Origin of the sequence: Zhaonella formicivorans, assembly GCF_004353525.1 — a bacterium.
Taxonomy (GTDB): Bacteria; Bacillota; DUOV01; order DUOV01; family Zhaonellaceae; genus Zhaonella; species Zhaonella formicivorans.
Genome location: NZ_CP085524.1, coordinates 1,977,553 through 1,994,706 on the forward strand (window position 1 = coordinate 1,977,553; position 17,154 = coordinate 1,994,706).

Below are 17,154 nucleotides of genomic sequence, written 5' to 3' on the forward strand. Positions count from 1 at the left end.
CTATGCAGGCATAGCCACCTTAAGCTCCTCAAACAAGTCATATAAGATGCCTGCAGCCTGAGCAGTTATTTTTTTGCAGCCTTGGTTGGTAGCCCTCTCTAAAACACCCTGTTTTTTGCGCAGGACTCGGCAGCATGATGAGCCAAAAGCCTTGACAAAATTGTCATGGAGTTGACAGGCCGGCTTTGCTTTTAAAGATACGCCTTTGCGCTGCTGAATAATGCCTAAGGCCATTTCACATCCGACCAGAGCGCCGCAGGTGCATCCGGCACCCATCCCTTCACGGAAAAAATGAGCCGAAGCTATTACATCGGGGCTTATCTCCAGAGCCCAAAGATCATTAGCAGCCAGTAAAACACTTTGGCAGCAATTATACCCTTTCGCAAAGTAGTTGGCAGCTTTCTCCTGCATTGTACTTTTCACCGTTAGCCCTCCCTTTCACATGCCCGTTTTTCAACCAAATCCAGCCTCCCCAGAGGCTTGCCATACTGACAACCAACGCAAATAAAACAGAAGCAGTCATAGCCCCGGCCTTGGTGACTCCCAGGTAGGAAAACAATGCAACATATGCTCCTTCTCTGGTCCCATAGCCGTTAATACCAATTGGAATCATGGCTGCCACAGAAGTGGCGGGAATTAAAACGCAGGCCTGCACTAAATTTACCTGGGTAATATTTAAAGCCATGAATAAGCTGTAGTTGACCATCACTACGCAAAACTGAAAAACCACCGACCAGGCCAAAGCTTTAAATAAGGGTATATGGCTCTTTCTCATTCTTTTACCATGGCTGCTGAAACATTCTAGAAATTTAACACACCGCGGAAATGCTTTGCATAACCTTGTTAAAACATCAAGCATTTTGGGATAGAGAATTATAAATAATAAAAGCAAACTCAATAAAACCATAGCCAGGAAAAACAATGCCAAATTAGGAACATTTATTCCGGCGAAAGGAATCGCCAGTAAGGCCAGCAGCGACAGACCCAAAGTTGCCAAAATCCTCTCTACTGCCACAGAAGCAGTGGCACCTGTCAAGTCATTGGCATATTTCCCGCTCCAGTAAATCCGCAAAGCATCTCCCCCGATACTTGAAGGTAAAAAATTATTAAAAAACAATCCTGCCCAATAAGCCTGCCATAAGACCTTAAAAGGCATGTCAAGTCCGGCAGCTTTACCAACAAGCTGCCACTTATAAGCGCTGACTAAGACGGAAACTATAACCCATAAAAATGCCACAATAATCCATCCTGTTTTAGCTCCGCTTAAGAGCACAGCTACTTGAGCCCATTCTATGCTCATAACAAGCCAAGCTATAAGCGCCAGAGAAATAGTAAATTTGAAAATTATAACTTTATGCTTTTTTGTAACGTTTTTCACTAAAAACCACCTTATCTTTATAGCACCCTATGTAAAGGATCCGTTAAGCATTCTTATTTTTAATCCCGAATTTATGATAATGGCGTTTTACTTATTAGTCCAATAAAATAATTTTATGTCTACGTGTACTATGATAAGTATTTTTTTGATTATTCCGTTGTGCAAATGATTAATGCATATTACACCGGCCAATAATAATAATGCATGAAAGTTAGGAGGTGATTTTATGGAAGCCGGAGTACGAAACAATTTACACGGCGAAATCGAATCTATTAAATCTGATGGATTAATGGCGCAGGTAACCATGTGAGTTGGCGGCTGAGGGGCTGATTCACCCCGACTCACGTCCGTGATGACGCGAGACAGCTTGGAAGATGCGGGCTTCAAACAAGGCGATAAAGTTGATGCTTTGGTAAAAGCTATTAATGTGGTTTTTGTAAAGCATTAATGAAAAAAGGAAGCAGCAGAGTCAAGTGTACTGCTGCTTCCTTTTAAGCTTACTATACTATATACTAATAATTTTTGTTGTTTCGTTTATCTTCTCCACTATAGCATACATATTGGAAATCGAACCGACGCATAACTTTTCTTTAAGGTGAAAAAAATCTAAGCAGGTCCCACAGGCCAGCAGTTCTGTCCCTTTTTTCTCCAGAGCCTTTAATTCAGCTAATACCGGCGAACCTTCGCAGACCAGCTTCACTCCGGAGTTCATAAAAATTAACACACCGGGTGCGTCTTCACTTTCAGCCAGACTGTACAACAAACTGCGAATAAGAACTGAGCCCAGCTCGTCGTCCCCTTTTCCCAATTTATCAGAAGTAATTAAATATGCCGAATTGCTGGCGGTCTTACAGCATTTGTCCTCTGCAGCCAGTATGCCTTTACTGATATGAATGTAATAATCACATCCCTGCTCTTCTACCCTAACTAGGCAATTTTGACTTTGAGCAAACCTCACTACATTGTCTCTGGCCGCTTCGTTATTCACAATAGTGACTAATTCTCCTGCCTCCATCTCCTCCAATGCCTTTTTTGTTGTGATTACCGGCCCGGGACACGATACGCCCCTCATGTCCAATTGTTTATCCATTCTATCTCACCCCCTCCATCCTTATTTAGTTACTAGGTTAGTTTTAATAAAAAACGGAACCATGACCCCCTCTGCCTCTTTATTCTAGATAACTAATCAGCAGGGAATGTCCGGTTCCGCTAGCCGGCAATAGGAGAAAGTCAAATGAAATAAGCTCTGCTCTACCAATTAAGCAACAGCCCGCCTTTACAATGGACATTGTATATAAAACTTTTTAATTTGTAAAATAAAAAATATTTATTACTACTCATGTATTGATAACCTTTATTTATTAATTGCTTCCCTTGAGCTGTCCAATAGAACTCATCCCATTACCTCCGGTTATTGAAAATTTGAACTACTGCGCCAAACGGCGAAGCAGTCCCGAACACAGATCAGCAAAAATAACTAACAGGAAATAGCAAATTAAAAGAAGTGTTATATCCGTATAATGGAACCAGCTCATGCTTAGCTTAAACTGGCGCCCCAGGCCTCCTGCACCCACAAAACCCACGATGATTGTGGTCCTGATGATTACCTCCCAGCGGTACAACAAAAAGGTGAGGAATTTAGGAGTGACGGCAGGAAAAACCCCATAGAAGAGCAACTGCCAGGTACCGGCGCCGCTGGCCCGCAAAGACCTGATGGGACGTAAGTCCAGGTCCTCCACTACTTCCGCGCACAGTTTGCCCAGAATACCAAAATTATGCAGTCCCAGGGCAAGAGCGCCCGGCAGTATACCCGGTTTAAAGATAAAAATAATTAACATGGCCCAGACCAGTTCCGGTACTGCTCTGGAAAAAATATATAATAGGCGGATAAAACCGAAAGCCAGCCACCCGTACCAAGTGCTTTTAAGGGTTAAGGAACCGTCAGCCGCAGTGCGGGCGGCAGGAATGACAGTAAAAAGCATGCCGATTGCGGAAAAGCCGATAGCCAAAACGCTCATCTGCAGTGTTTCATAAGTAAGTTTCAGGCCATTAAGCCAGTTCTCCGCCAGCAAAAATGCCGGAGCTTCAGAGCCTAAACCCAGCATATTGCTAAAGAATTTTTTGGCATAGTAAAGGTTTCTTGCAGAAAAATATGCAGTAAGGCTGGCCCCATCGGCTGTAAAAATAAAAGCCCAGGATGCCGTCACCAGTATTAAGACTGCCCACAGCGAAATTTTTACAGTGTCCAGGCGGCGTGCGAAAGATACGACCCGGTTACTGCAACGTTTTGGCCTAAGCATTCTGCTTATTTCCTGTTCCGCTTTCATGCCACCAGCCTCCTGCGCAGCTGGTTGCTCCAAAAGTCAACCAGCACAACCAACCCGATTAAAAAGAAAATATGTGTCCAGACCCGGTCGTAACGTAAATCCTGCAGTGCAATGTTAATTTGGTAGCCTAAGCCGCCCAACCCTATAAAACTCATGATTGTGGCGGAGCGAATGGCGCATTCAAACCTGTACATGGTATAGCTGACCATATCGGCCATGGCCATGGGAAAATAGCCATAAAAAAACTGCTGCACTTTACCTGCTCCACTGGCCTGAAGGGATTTGAGCGGTTCCCTGGGCACATCATTCAAGATATCGGCGAAAATCCGTCCCAGGGTTCCACCATACGGAATAGCCAAGGCAAAAATTGCAGCAAATGGAGAAAGTCCTGCAGCAGCAACAAAAAGCCAGGCCCATACCAGCTCATGAATGGCCCGCATAAAACCCAATAATCCACGGAAAAAGCCAATGGAAGCCATGCGCCCGATAGTTTTTTCCGCCAGGATCCCCGAAGCTAAAACGCCAAAAACCAGCGCTAATATTACAGCCACTGACATGCCGGCGGTGGCATATACAATCGTCCGCCAGGCAGAAATCAGCGCCACCTGCAGGGTTCCCGAGGACAAATCCGGCTGAAAAAAGGCTTTTACAAGCTGTAAAATAGTAGCCTTACCTCCGGGATGAAATAAATCATCTCCCCACTGAACGGAAAAAAGGCTCCAGATAAATGCGGCAATGAGGAAGATAGATAGAACGGTCCGGTTATGCAAGTCAAGAAACTGCCTTGGCATTGGCATCCTCCTTTAGCTCATAGAGCTGAGCCAGGTCGCTGTCCTTCACCTCAACCGCCGGTCGGTCAAAATAAATTTTTCCTTCACGGAGAGCAATGATCCGGGAAAAATACCTGGTAGCATATTCCACCGAATGCAGGCTGGCTATCAGCGTCTGCTGTTCCTCCCTGGCAAAGCCCACCAGCAGCTGCAGCAGGTCTTCGGCCCGGGCAGGGTCCAAAGCGGAAACAGGTTCATCAGCCAGAATGGCTTGTGGCCGCTGCACCAAGATCCTGGCCAGCGCCACCCGCTGCTGCTCCCCGCCAGACAAATGAGAGGTCCGTGAGTAAATTTTTTCTAGCAAACCGACCCGTTCCAGGGCATTTACCGCCAGTTCCTTATCCTGGGGAATAATCAATGATAAAAGGGAGCGGAACAAGCTCCACTGGCCCAAGCGCCCCGCCAGCACGTTATGGATTACCGGCAGTTGGTCTACTAAATCAAGCTGCTGATGGATAATCCCCACTTTGCCGGACATCTCCCTGCCGGGCCTGAGCTTTCCCGCCGGAATACCGTCAATTATAACCTCCCCGCTGTCGGGTTTAATCATATTGGCCAGGATGTTTAACAATGTAGTTTTTCCAGACCCGCTGGGGCCCACCAGCGCCACTGTTTCGCCTTTTCTGACGGTAAGGGAAAGGGGGGATAAAGCAATATTCCCCCCGTAAGACTTGCTTACATTCTTTATTTCAAACATTGGGTTCGAAATTGTTTTTACTTTCCTCATCACTTGATAATTCCCAACTCCTTGGCCACTTCGCGGATGGCATCGTAGTTCTCATTTTTAGTTTCGACAAAGCTGTCTGTCTGGAACAGCTCAAGGATCTCAGACTGCTCAGGTCCTATAGATAGGAGAGCTTCTTTGATTTTTTCCTTGGTTCCCTGGCCAAATTCCTCATCCACATTGGCGTTAACTGTCCAGTTATAGTCAAAGAAATCAGGTGTGGTATAAAATACTTGAACTTTAGAGGTATCCACTTTGCCCTCTTGCACAGCCTTTTCCCAGACTGCTTCATTCAGGGCACCTGCCTGGAATGCGCCTGTTTCGACTAATTTGTACGTCTTGTCATGGGAGCCGGAATAATTTGGTCCGCCATTAAAATCTTTTTCCGGGACAATACCTGCCTGCTTCAGGAAGAAGCGGGGCATCAAGTGGCCGGATGTAGAGCTTTCACTGCCGAAAGTAAAAGTCTTCCCTTTCAAATCTTCCAGTTTTTCAATTGGTAAAACGGACTGCTTAATAAACACCGAATGGAATTTAGCATCCCGTGGTCTTTGGGCAATGGCTTCCGCTCCGGGGACTGCCGCTTGAGCCTGCACACCGGTTAGCCCGCCAAACCAAGCCAAATGGATTTCGCCCCGTTCAAAAGCTGTTAAAAGAGCGGCGTAGTCCACTGAAGGGACATATTCTACTTTGATACCTAGCTCTTCACTGAGATATTTTGCTACCGCATTGAATTGCTTCTCCAGTTGAGCCACGTCCTGGTCGGGAATACCGCCAATTTTTAGGACTTTAGCGTCATCGACAGCAGAATTTCCTTGGTCCCTTTGACCGCAGCCGGCCAAGGCCGGCAGCAAAAAAACCGCCACAAGGGAAAGTACAAATAATTTGAGCACTTTAGTCTGTCTAACCTTTTGCATAAAGATACCTCCTTGTTTAAAAGCTACCTCTGTGAACTAATGTTGGTGGGCTATGAAGGACTCGAACCTTCAACCTGGCGATTAAGAGTCGTCTGCTCTGCCAATTGAGCTAATAGCCCTTCTTCACATTAGACATTATATATAAAACCAACTAATTAGTAAAATAAAAATCATTTATAATCATTGCCTGAAGTATAACAATTATTTATTGCTTTGTTGTTCTAATCCTATCCATAAAAGCAACAAAGGTATCCTCCCTAATAAACCTTATCAAAAAGCGGCGGCACAGGTTATTATATAACCCTGGGCCGCCGCCATTTATTAACAAAACTTATTCCATACTGCAGGCGTTGACCTGCGTTCCTTAAAAATGCCTTCTACCTGCACTCCACTTGTCTTAATAACTGATTTTGCCGCTTCAATGTATTCTTCCGTCACAAGTAGGGAAATGCCGCAGCAGCTGCTTGCCCTCCGCGGAGTGGGTGTGATAGTAGCCTTAACCCCCCTGGACTTCAGTTCCTTGTGAAGACGCAGCCCCTCAAAATGATTAGGAAATAAAATATAGTATTGAAATACTTCTGCTTCAAACATAGCTAGTTATTTCCCCAGCATTTCAACAAATGCTTCAATTCTGGTCCTGAGCTGCTCAGCATCCTGTTCGCTGTAATCGGTTTCCAAATGCATCACAGGTATGCCGGCTTCTTTCAGTGCGTTCTGCACGTTATAACTTTCCGTTGAATACAGCCCGCAGAACTTCAAGTTGGCATCGATAATTCCGTCTACCTTATACTCTTTTGCCAAACGCAAGATATCGTCTATCCTGCCCGGGTTGGGAGTAAAGCAGGCACAGTTGATCTTCATATACCGCTCAGCCAGCGCCCGAATTTGACCTTCTAAAGTTGCCTGGGATTCATCAACCAAGTTATCGAAGTAACGGGTACCGGTGCACATTTCTTCAACTACAACCGCTGCCCCGCTGGTTTCAATCAGGTGGTGCAGCTTCCAGTTGGGGATAGCCATTGGTGTACCGGTAATCATGATCCGCGGTGCATTTACCGGGAATACCCCTTCACCTTTTGCCACCCTGGCTTCCAGTTCGTCACAGAGGGCATTGGTCTGGGCAGTGAAGCGAGCGGGGTCATCATAGAAGGCAATTTGTGTAGCGAGCAACACATCCTTGCCGCTGATAGGCACAGGGGAATTTTTCCTGGAGTTATACAGGCGAGCCAAGGCTTTACGTTTCTCGTTAATCAACCTGATGCTCTCTGCCAATCCTTCAGAGGTTACCTTATTGCCGGTCACTTCCTCTACCTTTTGCATAAACAGCTTGATTTCATCTTCCCAAGCAGCAATATCCTTAACTCTCTTCATCTGGGGCAGGTCCATGACATATACAGGCACATCCTGGGATAATATCTCCCAGGCTTTTTTCTTGCCGTCGCAAGTAGTCTCCCCGATGTATATATCTGCAATCCTAAAGAAAGGACATGTCCTTCCCAGGCGGGCTCCCACTGAAGCCTTGATCAACGGACAAGTATTTGCCGGCAGCACTTTTTCACCTTCAGGGACCCAAAACTGGGAACCGCCACATAAGCCGGTTGCAATCCCGCCGGCAGCAAAAACTACTTCGTCGGGTACAAAAATACAAAATGTGCCGAAGACTTTACCGCCTTTCTTTTGATGTTCGATCAATTCTGCCGGCCTGACGCCGTGGATTTCAGAAACAACAAAATTAAAATACTCCATACCTTCCGGGCGGTTTTCCTGCTCCAGGTAAATATTGGTATATACCTCTGGCAAGACTTCACAAAGTAGGTCGTGTTTTTCCAAATCCATCCCCAAATCAGTCCACATTTGTCTGTAATCAGCCATTGTAATTCCTCCGTTTCTCCATAAAATACCTGCATGATCAATTACTGATTAATTCATTGCATAAAATTTCCCGGCCTATTAAGGCAGCCCCAATTGCACCTACCAACTGACAATCTCTCGGTACCACTATTTTCCTCCCAAGTTCATTTTCCAAACTGCGCCTTACACCGTCATTCAATGCCACACCTCCTGTAAAAGTAACTATTCCGTTTGTTCCCATCCTGTTGGCCATTGCCGCCATCCGCCTGGCAATGGAAGCGTGGATTCCGGCAACTATTTTCCCTTTTTCAACTCCCTGAGCTAATAAACCGATAATTTCGGATTCCGCAAAAACTGTGCACATATTGTTTATTGTCACCGGCGTGTGATCTCTGGAAAGTTCGGACAGCTCACTGACATCCAGTCCTAAAGCTATAGCCATGACTTGCAAAAACCTGCCTGTACCTGCAGCGCACTTGTCATTCATGGCAAAATCCAATACTTTGCCCTTTTCATCAATTTTAATTACTTTGCTGTCCTGGCCTCCGATATCCATTACCAAATCGGTTCCGGGCACCAAAAACGCAGCACCCCTGCCATGGCAGGTAATTTCGGTAACCGCCTTATGGGCAAAATCAAGGGATACTCTGCCGTAACCGGTGGCAACGATTATATCTACCTGCTCATCCCTATATCCCTCTTGTTCCAGCAGTTCCTGAAAACACTCCCGGCCCGCCTGCCGGGGGCTCCATCCGGTAGGCTTAACTTTACAACACATTTTTTCGTTATCCAAAAGCACCACTTTAGTGGAAGTGGAACCTACATCGATGCCTGCCGCAATCATCCTACACCTCCAAATTAAGTCACATACCTCAAGCTGTTGTCACAGCACAATGAAGAAGATTGAAAATTGTAACTAGTGGTGTCCGCTGACAAACTAAAAACTAATGACTAATGACTCGCCCTAGGCCGTCAGTGCCTGGCATACCTTCCTCAGGCAATCCAGCACATAGTCTATGTCTTCTTCAGTAGTAAAGTGGCCGAGGCTTAAGCGCAATACCCCTTCGGGAAACGTGCCCAGGGTTTTATGGGCCAAAGGGGCGCAGTGCAAGCCAGGCCGGGTCATAATGCCAAACTTTTGGTCTAAAACATAACACAGCTCCGCATTGTCTATTCCATGCATGTTCAGAGCCACTGTGCCGGTTTGCAGCCGGGGGTCCTGCGGGCCGTAAATGGTGATTCCCGGTAATTCCCTTAATCCATTTAACAGCTTTCCGGTAAGCTCCATCTCCTTGGCCCGTACCTTATCTACTCCTATAGACCGGAGGTATTCCACTGCCGCCCCCAAGCCAACTATTCCCAATGTATTCAATGTACCGCTTTCAAACTTATCGGGCAAAAAGCCAGGCTGTTCTTCCCGGTCGGATATACTGCCCGTCCCCCCTTCATACAGAGGCTGCATCCTTTCCGCCACTTCTTTTTTAACGCAAAATCCCCCTATCCCCATGGGGCCTAACAAATGTTTATGCCCGGTAAAGGCCAGTACTGAGGCATTCAGTCCCTCGAAATCCAGGGGAAGGCAGCCTGCCGTCTGGGCAGAATCGATTACAAAGTATAGCCCGTACTCTTTTGCCAGCTTCCCCATTTCCTCTAAAGGCACGATCGTACCGCAAACGTTGGAAGCATGAGTTGCCACGATCATTCTCGTATTGGGCCCCACTGCCTCAATAACCGCCTGGGGATCAACAATACCCCGGGAATCAGCAGGCAGCACGGTATAAGTAACCCCCCGCTCTTTGGACAAAGCTGTTAAAGGGCGGACAACCGCATTGTGTTCCAGTCCCGTGATCAGCACGTGGTCGCCCTGTGTTAAAAGCCCTTTTAGAGCAATATTCAAGGCGACCGTAATATTTGGCGTGAATACTACCTGGCCAGGGTCCTCTGCACTGAAAAACCCTGCTAAAGCAGCTCTCGCCTCAATTACCCTCCTGCCTGCTTCCAGGGAAAGTTCATAACCTCCCCTTCCCGGGTTGCAGTTTATTTCTTTGAAGAATTGCTCCATGGCTTTCAATACCGTCTCCGGTTTACGCTGGCTGGTAGCCGCATTATCCATATAAACTTGCACGTTCTTCACCTCATCTGGATCTTATCACAGAAACCTATAAGTATTATCTTTTCCATTAATAAAATATTTTTATTTTATTGCTTTTGCCGATAAACCTTATTTATAGCTCTCATATGCCATTCTTTCAAATTTCCCAACTTGCCTAAAACCATATAATGTTTTTATTGTACATAATGTAGTATATAAAAACATTCAATTTTACTTTTTGTCCGGATGAAGTTATCGTAGTAAGCGAAAAAATCAAAAAATTTTTTTAAAGGGGGAATAAGATGAAAAAGACGGGTATTATCATTGCCGGCGGAATTATCGGAATTTTGGCAGCCTTACTTGTGAAATTTGGCAACCCGGCCAACATGGGCGTCTGTGTAGCCTGTTTCTACCGGGACATTACAGGGGCTTTGGGACTGCACAGGGCTGAAACAGTACAGTACATCAGGCCGGAAATCATTGGTTTCATTCTGGGTGCTTTTATTATTGCCTTTACTTCCAAGGAGTTCAGGGCGCGAGGCGGCTCATCCCCTCTCCTCAGGTTTGTGTTGGGCTTCTTTGTGATGATTGGTGCATTGGTATTTTTAGGCTGCCCGCTGCGGATGATTTTACGCCTGGCCAATGGGGACCTGAATGCTTTGGTAGGTTTATTTGGTTATATCTTCGGCATCGTTATAGGAATTCAGTTCATTAAAAAAGGATTTTCCTTGGGGAGAAATTACAAACAGACAGCAGTTAACGGATATATCATGCCGGTATTTGCTTCAGTGTTGTTGCTGCTGGCAATAACCCAGCCCGCATTTATCTTTTTCAGCCAAAAAGGTCCCGGCGCTACCCATGCTCCGCTGCTTTTTTCTTTGGCTGCAGGTCTGATCATAGGTGCTGTGGTGCAAAAAACCAGGCTTTGTACTGTCGGGGGCTTCAGAGATGCAATCTTAATTAAAGACTTTCATCTTTTAAGCGGCCTAGTTGGAATTTTTGTTTTCGCTTTACTAGGAAACCTGATTTTAAACCCCTCCGCTTTCAAAATAGGTTTTGTGGACCAGCCCATCGCCCACAACGATTTTGTCTGGAACTTTTTAGGTATGACTTTGGCAGGTTTAGGTTCGGTCTTGCTGGGCGGGTGCCCCTTGAGACAGACTATCCTTTCTGCGGAGGGAGATACCGACGCCGCTGTCACGGTCTTTGGCTTAATGGCAGGGGCAGCATTTGCCCATAATTTCGGCACCGCAGCCAGCCCCAAAGGAGTGCCGGTGAACGGCCAGGTTGCAGTTATAATCGGCCTCGTAGTAGTTTTAGCCATTGCCGGCTTAACGGTATGGCAAAATACTCAAAGCACAATGAAAGCGAAAGAAGGTGTTGCTCTTGGTCAGTAACATTGTTGATGCCAGAGGCAGGTCGTGTCCTGAACCCGTGGTAATGACCAAAAATGCATTAGACGCATTTAGCGGCGAAGTGCAAGTCCTTGTAGATACCGAAGTTGCCAAAGAAAATGTGAAAAGATTTGCTGAAAGTCAGGGATATAAAGTAGCAATCAATGAGCTAGAAGACGAATACAAATTAATTATTACAAAATAATACAGGGTAATATATCATGCAATACTGCGTAGCCACTTTTCATTCGGTATACGACTCTCTTAACTTTGAAAAAGCAATGAAAACGAGAGGCATTGAAGTAAAACTGATACCGGTACCCCGGGAAATCAGTTCCAGTTGCGGTACTGCTGCCAGGTTTGCACTTAAAGACAGGGAGATAATCACTGCCATTGCCGCCAAAGAGCATCTTGAAATCGACCGCATTTATACCTTGGAAGAAAAACTCAAAAAGAAAAGCCTGTTAAATATATTTTCCTAAAGTTAATCATTACCATGCAAAAGACCGGTACTGAAAAATAAGCCGGTCTTTTTTTACGGTGCTCTTTACAACGCACTATAATTGCGTTATATTTTTATTAAGATAACGAGGTGATTAGTTTGTACAATTTAAGATATAAAATCTGGCTTGATAAAAACGGCAAAGTTTTTGGAGAAGGCCCTTTCCAGCTTTTAAAAGGCATTGAGGAAACTGGCTCTTTGACCAGCGCTGCCCGGGCTATGAATATGTCTTACAGCCAAGCCCATAACCTCATTAAAAGCCTGGAGAAAAAGTTAGGTTTTAATTTAATCAACAGCAAAACAGGAGGAAACGGCGGAGGCGGCTCGGAATTAACCGAGGAAGCCCGTTTATTAATGGAAAGGTATCATAAATTCAGCATGGAATGCGAGCAATCACTGCAGGCTATCTTTGCCAAATACTTTGGCAACAATAATTAGTCGCCAGGAAATATTCAGTTCAGTAACGAAAGGGTGTTGACTATTAAGAAGCATTTTAATCTTTTCCTCATTATTTTTCTTTGCAGCTTATTTTTTACCGGCTGCAGCAACAAAGGGTCCGAAGCTACCATTATAGTTGCCGCTGCTGCTGACCTAAAATATGCATTTACGGAAATAGGTCAAAAATTTACTGAAAAATATAATATTCCGGTACAATTCAACTTTGGCTCCACCGGGCAGTTGGCCCAGCAAATCGCTAACGGCGCACCGGCAGATATTTTTTCCGCAGCAGACGTTGCTTCCGTTGAAAGACTGGCGGCCCAGGGAGTAATAGATAAGCAAAGCATTAGCCAATATGCGCGGGGAAGAATAGTGCTGCTTTCCGGCAAAGCTGCTGCCACACCCCTCAACACTCTACAAGATCTGCTACGGGAAGACATAAAAAAAATTGCCATCGCTAACCCGGAGCATGCCCCTTACGGCTTAGCCGCCAAAGAAGCATTACATTCTGCCGGACTCTGGGACCAACTGCAGGATAAAATAGTTTACGGTCAAAATATCAGGGATACAATGACCTTGGTTGAAAGCGGCAATGCGGAAGCAGGCATTATAGCTTTATCCATTGTACAAGCCGGCGAATTGCCATACACATTAATTGACGACAAACTGCATAAGCCGATTATCCAAGCCATGGGAATCGTGCAAAACAGCAAAAACAAAACAGCAGCCCAGAAATTTGCAAAATTTGTCCAAAGCCAGGAGGGACGCGCTATTTTGAAAAAATACGGCTTTATTTTGCCGGGTGAAGAAAATGAGCAGCAGTGAACTGCAGCCGCTGCTGCTTTCGCTGCAGGTCGCCGGATTAGCCACTTTACTAGTGATCATGGTAGGCTTACCTGTTAGCCTTATTTTAGCCAAAGCAAATTTTATAGGCAAAAATTTATTGGATGCTTTTTTCACACTGCCTATGGTTCTGCCTCCCACAGTCTTGGGCTACTACCTGCTGGTAGCTATCGGGAGGCAGAGTCCTCTGGGAGCCTTTTTGGAAACCCGTTTTGGGGTGAACCTGGTGTTTACCTGGCAGGCGGCAGTACTGGCAGCCTTTATCTCCTCCCTACCCCTGATGGTAAAATCAGCCAAAGCAGCTTTTGGCGCCATTGACGTTAACATTGAAAATGCTGCCCGGACTCTGGGCCGTCCCGAATGGGAAATATTCTTTACGGTTACCCTGCCATTAGCCTGGAAGGGAATTGCCGCCGGTGTAACTCTGGCATTTGCCAGAGCTTTAGGTGATTTTGGCACCACCATCATGGTAGCCGGCAACATCCCCGGCAAGACTCAAACCATGCCCATCGCCATTTATGATGCTGTTTTAGCCGGGGATACAGCCAGGGCTAATTATTTAGTATTGATAATCACAGTTACAGCTTTCACCATATTATTCATTTTAAACCGGCTGGAAAACAAGTATTGAGGTGAAGCATGTTAACGGTAGACTTTGTAAAAGCTATGCCTGACTTCAACCTGAATATCAAATTTGAGACCGGTCAAGGGATAACAGCTTTATTCGGGCCTTCAGGCTCTGGCAAAAGCCTGACATTAAAATGTATAGCCGGCCTGCTGACTCCCGATGAAGGCCGGATTCGGTTAAATGACACCGTTTTCTTTGACCGTAACCTGGGGGTCAACCTGCCGGCTCAAAAGCGGGGCGTGGGCTATGTTTTCCAAAATTACGCCCTCTTTCCCCATCTCACCGTCTACAACAACATAGCTTACGGCATCAAGCATTTGCCAAAGGAAGTACAACAGGAGAAAATCTCCCGGCTGCTGGTCCAGATGCGGTTACAGGGATTGGAGCATAAAAAGCCTGAGAATCTGTCAGGGGGGCAGCAGCAGCGGGTGGCCCTGGCCAGAGCCCTGGCGGTAGAACCAAAGTTGCTGTTGTTGGATGAGCCATTTTCTGCCCTGGACAGCGCTGTACGCAGCAAGCTGCGGGGAGAGCTTTTAGATCTCTTGCAGCAAAACCCTGTACCGACGCTTTTGGTAACCCACAGCCTTGATGAAGCATACAGTCTTTCAACGCATATGGCAGTCATCGAGTCAGGTAAAGTCATCCAGTTTGCCGACAAAGAGACTGTTTTGACCAAACCGGCAAATAAGAGAGCAGCCCGGCTAACCAGGGCTAAAAATATTTTTACCGGCATAGTCCATAGCATCGAAGGCCAATTAGCAAAAATAAGCACTCATGATTTTCCCGTTTTTGTTTACGGGCCTGAACTGAAAAAAGGCCAGGAAGTAACCGTTGTCATCCGGCCCCACCAGCTAAAAATAGCAGAGGACCGGGGACAACTGCCCCGGCATAATGTTTTTAAATGCGTGATCACAAAGGTCGTCAACCATGCTGACAGCCATACCCTTTATCTTAAGCTGGAAGCAAATATGGAAAAGGACTATCACTTTTTAGCCAAAGTAACAGACCCGCCTTACAGCAAAACACGGTTGGAAAATAGCAGTGAAGTATTTTGCTGCCTGCCGCCGGAGGAAATTTTTATAATTGCCGGTGCATGACTGCATCACCAGACAAATACCCACTTTCCCGATGTCGTGCAGCACTGCCAGGAGCGCCAGCTCATCCAATTCCTTAACAGACAGTCTCAATTCCTTGCCTATTGCCAGGCAGTAATTTTTCAACCGTTCGGCGTGTTCTTCCGTTTCCATGCTCTTGGCAAACAGGGTGGCCAGCAGAGTGCTGATAATGGCGTTCCGGTATGAAGAAATATTACAACTGCCGCCTGAATTTTAAACGGGTGCTGTTATAAAGACAAGGGGGAGTCGCGAAAGTTGGCGGCTCCCCTTTCCAGCTTAGTCAATATTCGGTTTTTACCCCTATTCAACTAACCCTCTGCAAAAGGATATCCAAAATAGCTTCATCGGTCTTTTCCATGCCTTTTTTGCTGATCATGCTCAAGTTTTGAATAGTCCCCTCAAGGCTCTCCTCTACAATGCCCTGGGCAGCATGAATATAAATATTGTTAATTGCCAGGTAAGCACAAATGATAGCTTCTCCGGCGGAAGTGGCCAGTTTGAAGGAACAGCTCCCCTTTGCCCCGTCACAGATCATGCCGCTTAAATTTGCTATGATGCTCTTCATGGCCCCGGAAATTTGCTCAAAGCTGCCGCCCAATAGCCAGGTGATTGCCGCGGTGGCACCTAAACCGGCAGACACGGAACAACCGCAGATAGGAGACAGCTTTCCCAAGTGCTCTTTGACATAAACATTGACCAGGTGACTGATGGCCAAAGCCCTGGCTGTTGCCACTTCCCTTTTGCCCAGTTTTTCAGCCATCATGGCTACAGGCATAATAGCCACAATGCCTTGATTGCCGCTGCCGCAGCTGGTCATGACAGGCAAGTCCACCCCACCCATCCGGGCATCGCTGGCTGCAGCTACCATGGTCTTGACCTGATCTATAATATCGCATCCTAAGACATTTTTTTCCTGCAGCAAAGCAAGACCCCCACCGATTCCTAAGCCTACTCTGTTTTTAATTCCATATTCTGCAATGCGTTTATTAATTGCTATCCCTTCCAGCAGAAAAGATATATCTTCCGGCTTCAGCCCGGCAGCCCCCGCAATAATATCATTAAGCGGAAAGTCCTTTAAATTATAACCCACATTAGTAACTTTTTGCCCGACATGCTGTTGATGCACTATTTGCCCGTTAACTTCAATATAACTTATGTTGTTGTGCTGTCCATCTATGCGCACAATTGCCTCTCCATTGGCAGTTTCTACTTTTGATTCCACGTAAACCCCCTGAGGTTCATTGACGAACTTAGCCGATACCAGACCTGCTCGTACAAGTTTTTTAGCATTATCCACATCTTCCATCTGGACATTTTTCAATACTTGCAGCCCCAAGTCGGGATCTCCGGCTACAGCGCCCAGCGCCGCTGCTATTAAAATCCCTTTCTCATCGGTCTTGGGGATCCCGACCCCATGGGCATTTTTAAAAAGTCCTTTGCTGGCGGAAACGGCTATGTTCCTCACTTCACCGCCTAATAGGCGGGCTCCTTTGGCGCAGGCCAAAGCTATGGCCACCGGTTCTGTACATCCAAGAGCCGGTTGGACTTGTTCCTGCAAGATTTTTACTAAAGTCCCGTGCTTCATAGTATGCTAATCCTCCATGCCAATATGTTCAATATATAATTAATTATAAACTTACTAAAATCATTTGTATATATTATTTAAATACTTTTTAGGCAAATAACCTCTCCAACTTGGTTTTAAGCTAAAAAAAAAAGACCAGCCTGGCTTCCCAGATAAACTTGCTGCCGGATTCTCCCCAAAGGGCAGGGACACAAACAAGATCCAGCCCTCATTTTGCCAGGCAGTCAGTCCCCCGTTAACCCTCCATACTGCCTGTGCACAGGATTCATCCTTTCAAAACATATTTAATCAATGCTTTTTTTAACTGACAGTCCCCCCAAAAAACTTTGTCTACTTGCCTTGTATAAGCATACCTCCTGGCCAGGCAGCCTCCTCCGCACAACCAGCTATCCTGGCAGGACAGGCAATTTGAAGGTTTATCATGGATGGAATTGAGGAGAGGGCATAACAATACACACATCGCAGGTTACAATCGTTAGTTACCCTTAAAACCAGAAGTTTAATCTCTTTTCCCCGCATTGTATGAATTC

20 protein-coding genes, 1 tRNA gene and 1 pseudogene are annotated in these 17,154 nt (G+C 45.9%); 8 read left to right on the forward strand and 14 right to left on the reverse strand.

All coding sequences use genetic code 11. The features are described 5' to 3' along the window. Both EYS13_RS09740 and EYS13_RS09745 read right to left on the reverse strand, forming a co-directional pair. Window positions 1-423: a C-GCAxxG-C-C family protein gene (locus EYS13_RS09740; protein WP_227762127.1), complete on the reverse strand. Its 423-nt coding sequence runs from the start codon at window positions 421-423 to the stop codon at window positions 1-3. Beyond that, window positions 371-1,378 (reverse strand): lysylphosphatidylglycerol synthase transmembrane domain-containing protein, encoded by a 1,008-nt coding sequence (locus EYS13_RS09745; RefSeq protein ID WP_227762128.1) that lies wholly within the window; start codon window positions 1,376-1,378, stop codon window positions 371-373. The genes EYS13_RS09740 and EYS13_RS09745 overlap by 53 nt, the downstream gene beginning before the upstream one ends. A gap of 352 nt (window positions 1,379-1,730) precedes the next feature. Here EYS13_RS09745 and EYS13_RS16530 point away from each other — a divergent pair, with 352 nt between their 5' ends. Beyond that, the gene (locus EYS13_RS16530) at window positions 1,731-1,826 is read left to right on the forward strand and encodes a hypothetical protein (protein WP_423055340.1); all 96 of its coding nucleotides are present in this window, start codon (window positions 1,731-1,733) and stop codon (window positions 1,824-1,826) included. A gap of 57 nt (window positions 1,827-1,883) precedes the next feature. Here the strand turns inward: EYS13_RS16530 and yedF are convergent, their stop codons facing one another. The 10 genes from yedF to EYS13_RS09800 form a co-directional block, all read right to left on the reverse strand. Further along, complete coding sequence (yedF, locus tag EYS13_RS09755; protein ID WP_227762130.1) at window positions 1,884-2,468, reverse strand: sulfurtransferase-like selenium metabolism protein YedF; 585 nt, start codon at window positions 2,466-2,468, stop codon at window positions 1,884-1,886. Window positions 2,469-2,805: 337 nt separating this feature from the next. After that, the gene (locus EYS13_RS09760) at window positions 2,806-3,705 is read right to left on the reverse strand and encodes a PhnE/PtxC family ABC transporter permease (protein ID WP_227762132.1); all 900 of its coding nucleotides are present in this window, start codon (window positions 3,703-3,705) and stop codon (window positions 2,806-2,808) included. Next, a complete protein-coding gene (locus EYS13_RS09765) occupies window positions 3,702-4,496 on the reverse strand; it encodes a PhnE/PtxC family ABC transporter permease (RefSeq protein WP_227762133.1) in 795 nt (264 codons plus the stop codon). Before EYS13_RS09765 ends, EYS13_RS09760 begins: the two co-directional genes overlap by 4 nt. Further along, entirely contained in the window at window positions 4,477-5,262 is a 786-nt protein-coding gene (locus EYS13_RS09770) for a phosphonate ABC transporter ATP-binding protein (protein ID WP_227767873.1), read from the reverse strand. The genes EYS13_RS09765 and EYS13_RS09770 overlap by 20 nt, the downstream gene beginning before the upstream one ends. Further along, window positions 5,262-6,176, reverse strand: a complete 915-nt coding sequence (locus EYS13_RS09775; RefSeq protein WP_227762134.1) for a putative selenate ABC transporter substrate-binding protein — start codon at window positions 6,174-6,176, stop codon at window positions 5,262-5,264. Before EYS13_RS09775 ends, EYS13_RS09770 begins: the two co-directional genes overlap by 1 nt. 43 nt (window positions 6,177-6,219) lie before the next feature. Continuing rightward, window positions 6,220-6,295: transfer RNA gene (locus EYS13_RS09780), tRNA-Lys, on the reverse strand. 202 nt (window positions 6,296-6,497) lie between these two features. Next, window positions 6,498-6,767: a putative Se/S carrier protein gene (locus EYS13_RS09785; protein ID WP_227762135.1), complete on the reverse strand. Its 270-nt coding sequence runs from the start codon at window positions 6,765-6,767 to the stop codon at window positions 6,498-6,500. 6 nt (window positions 6,768-6,773) lie between these two features. Next, on the reverse strand, window positions 6,774-8,048 hold the full coding sequence (locus tag EYS13_RS09790) for a double-cubane-cluster-containing anaerobic reductase (protein ID WP_227762136.1): 1,275 nt from the start codon (window positions 8,046-8,048) through the stop codon (window positions 6,774-6,776). 37 nt (window positions 8,049-8,085) lie between these two features. Next, window positions 8,086-8,871 carry an acyl-CoA dehydratase activase gene (locus EYS13_RS09795; RefSeq protein ID WP_227762137.1) on the reverse strand — a complete coding sequence of 262 codons (786 nt, stop codon included), beginning with the start codon at window positions 8,869-8,871 and terminating at the stop codon, window positions 8,086-8,088. Between the two features lie 120 nt (window positions 8,872-8,991). Further along, complete coding sequence (locus EYS13_RS09800; protein ID WP_227762140.1) at window positions 8,992-10,152, reverse strand: aminotransferase class V-fold PLP-dependent enzyme; 1,161 nt, start codon at window positions 10,150-10,152, stop codon at window positions 8,992-8,994. Window positions 10,153-10,421: 269 nt separating this feature from the next. On the opposite strand from EYS13_RS09800, the gene yedE reads away from it, so the two are divergent. The 7 genes from yedE to EYS13_RS09835 all read left to right on the forward strand — a co-directional run bounded on the left by yedE (window position 10,422) and on the right by EYS13_RS09835 (window position 15,021). Continuing rightward, window positions 10,422-11,516 carry a YedE family putative selenium transporter gene (gene yedE, locus EYS13_RS09805; protein ID WP_227762141.1) on the forward strand — a complete coding sequence of 365 codons (1,095 nt, stop codon included), beginning with the start codon at window positions 10,422-10,424 and terminating at the stop codon, window positions 11,514-11,516. Continuing rightward, entirely contained in the window at window positions 11,497-11,718 is a 222-nt protein-coding gene (locus tag EYS13_RS09810; RefSeq protein WP_423055271.1) for a sulfurtransferase TusA family protein, read from the forward strand. Before yedE ends, EYS13_RS09810 begins: the two co-directional genes overlap by 20 nt. Before the next feature lie 16 nt (window positions 11,719-11,734). Further along, complete coding sequence (locus EYS13_RS09815) at window positions 11,735-11,995, forward strand: putative Se/S carrier protein (protein WP_227762145.1); 261 nt, start codon at window positions 11,735-11,737, stop codon at window positions 11,993-11,995. Between the two features lie 119 nt (window positions 11,996-12,114). Then, window positions 12,115-12,453 (forward strand): winged helix-turn-helix domain-containing protein, encoded by a 339-nt coding sequence (locus EYS13_RS09820; protein WP_227762146.1) that lies wholly within the window; start codon window positions 12,115-12,117, stop codon window positions 12,451-12,453. A 36-nt stretch (window positions 12,454-12,489) separates the two neighbouring features. Then, the gene (gene modA, locus EYS13_RS09825; protein WP_227762147.1) at window positions 12,490-13,278 is read left to right on the forward strand and encodes a molybdate ABC transporter substrate-binding protein; all 789 of its coding nucleotides are present in this window, start codon (window positions 12,490-12,492) and stop codon (window positions 13,276-13,278) included. Further along, complete coding sequence (modB, locus tag EYS13_RS09830) at window positions 13,265-13,927, forward strand: molybdate ABC transporter permease subunit (protein ID WP_227762148.1); 663 nt, start codon at window positions 13,265-13,267, stop codon at window positions 13,925-13,927. Before modA ends, modB begins: the two co-directional genes overlap by 14 nt. An 8-nt stretch (window positions 13,928-13,935) precedes the next feature. After that, window positions 13,936-15,021: a sulfate/molybdate ABC transporter ATP-binding protein gene (locus EYS13_RS09835; protein ID WP_227762149.1), complete on the forward strand. Its 1,086-nt coding sequence runs from the start codon at window positions 13,936-13,938 to the stop codon at window positions 15,019-15,021. Between the two features lie 15 nt (window positions 15,022-15,036). On the opposite strand, the pseudogene EYS13_RS16535 reads toward EYS13_RS09835, so the two are convergent. Together EYS13_RS16535 and EYS13_RS09840 are read right to left on the reverse strand one after the other, a co-directional pair. After that, window positions 15,037-15,225, reverse strand: a pseudogene (locus EYS13_RS16535) (GGDEF domain-containing protein); the annotation flags it as partial. A 118-nt stretch (window positions 15,226-15,343) separates the two neighbouring features. Then, a complete protein-coding gene (locus EYS13_RS09840; RefSeq protein ID WP_227762150.1) occupies window positions 15,344-16,624 on the reverse strand; it encodes an L-cysteine desulfidase family protein in 1,281 nt (426 codons plus the stop codon). Window positions 16,625-17,154: the final 530 nt, after the last annotated feature.

What these genes read in the sequence shown, in the direction of transcription:
- EYS13_RS16530 (WP_423055340.1), top strand. Translation starts at nt 1,731, where the DNA reads ATGACGCGAGACAGCTTGGAAGATGCGGGCTTCAAACAAGGCGATAAA.
- yedF (WP_227762130.1), bottom strand. Translation starts at nt 2,468, where the DNA reads ATGGATAAACAATTGGACATGAGGGGCGTATCGTGTCCCGGGCCGGTA.
- EYS13_RS09760 (WP_227762132.1), bottom strand. Translation starts at nt 3,705, where the DNA reads ATGAAAGCGGAACAGGAAATAAGCAGAATGCTTAGGCCAAAACGTTGC.
- EYS13_RS09765 (WP_227762133.1), bottom strand. Translation starts at nt 4,496, where the DNA reads ATGCCAAGGCAGTTTCTTGACTTGCATAACCGGACCGTTCTATCTATC.
- EYS13_RS09770 (WP_227767873.1), bottom strand. Translation starts at nt 5,262, where the DNA reads ATGAGGAAAGTAAAAACAATTTCGAACCCAATGTTTGAAATAAAGAAT.
- EYS13_RS09775 (WP_227762134.1), bottom strand. Translation starts at nt 6,176, where the DNA reads ATGCAAAAGGTTAGACAGACTAAAGTGCTCAAATTATTTGTACTTTCC.
- EYS13_RS09785 (WP_227762135.1), bottom strand. Translation starts at nt 6,767, where the DNA reads ATGTTTGAAGCAGAAGTATTTCAATACTATATTTTATTTCCTAATCAT.
- EYS13_RS09790 (WP_227762136.1), bottom strand. Translation starts at nt 8,048, where the DNA reads ATGGCTGATTACAGACAAATGTGGACTGATTTGGGGATGGATTTGGAA.
- EYS13_RS09795 (WP_227762137.1), bottom strand. Translation starts at nt 8,871, where the DNA reads ATGATTGCGGCAGGCATCGATGTAGGTTCCACTTCCACTAAAGTGGTG.
- yedE (WP_227762141.1), top strand. Translation starts at nt 10,422, where the DNA reads ATGAAAAAGACGGGTATTATCATTGCCGGCGGAATTATCGGAATTTTG.
- EYS13_RS09815 (WP_227762145.1), top strand. Translation starts at nt 11,735, where the DNA reads ATGCAATACTGCGTAGCCACTTTTCATTCGGTATACGACTCTCTTAAC.
- modB (WP_227762148.1), top strand. Translation starts at nt 13,265, where the DNA reads ATGAGCAGCAGTGAACTGCAGCCGCTGCTGCTTTCGCTGCAGGTCGCC.
- EYS13_RS09835 (WP_227762149.1), top strand. Translation starts at nt 13,936, where the DNA reads ATGTTAACGGTAGACTTTGTAAAAGCTATGCCTGACTTCAACCTGAAT.
- EYS13_RS09840 (WP_227762150.1), bottom strand. Translation starts at nt 16,624, where the DNA reads ATGAAGCACGGGACTTTAGTAAAAATCTTGCAGGAACAAGTCCAACCG.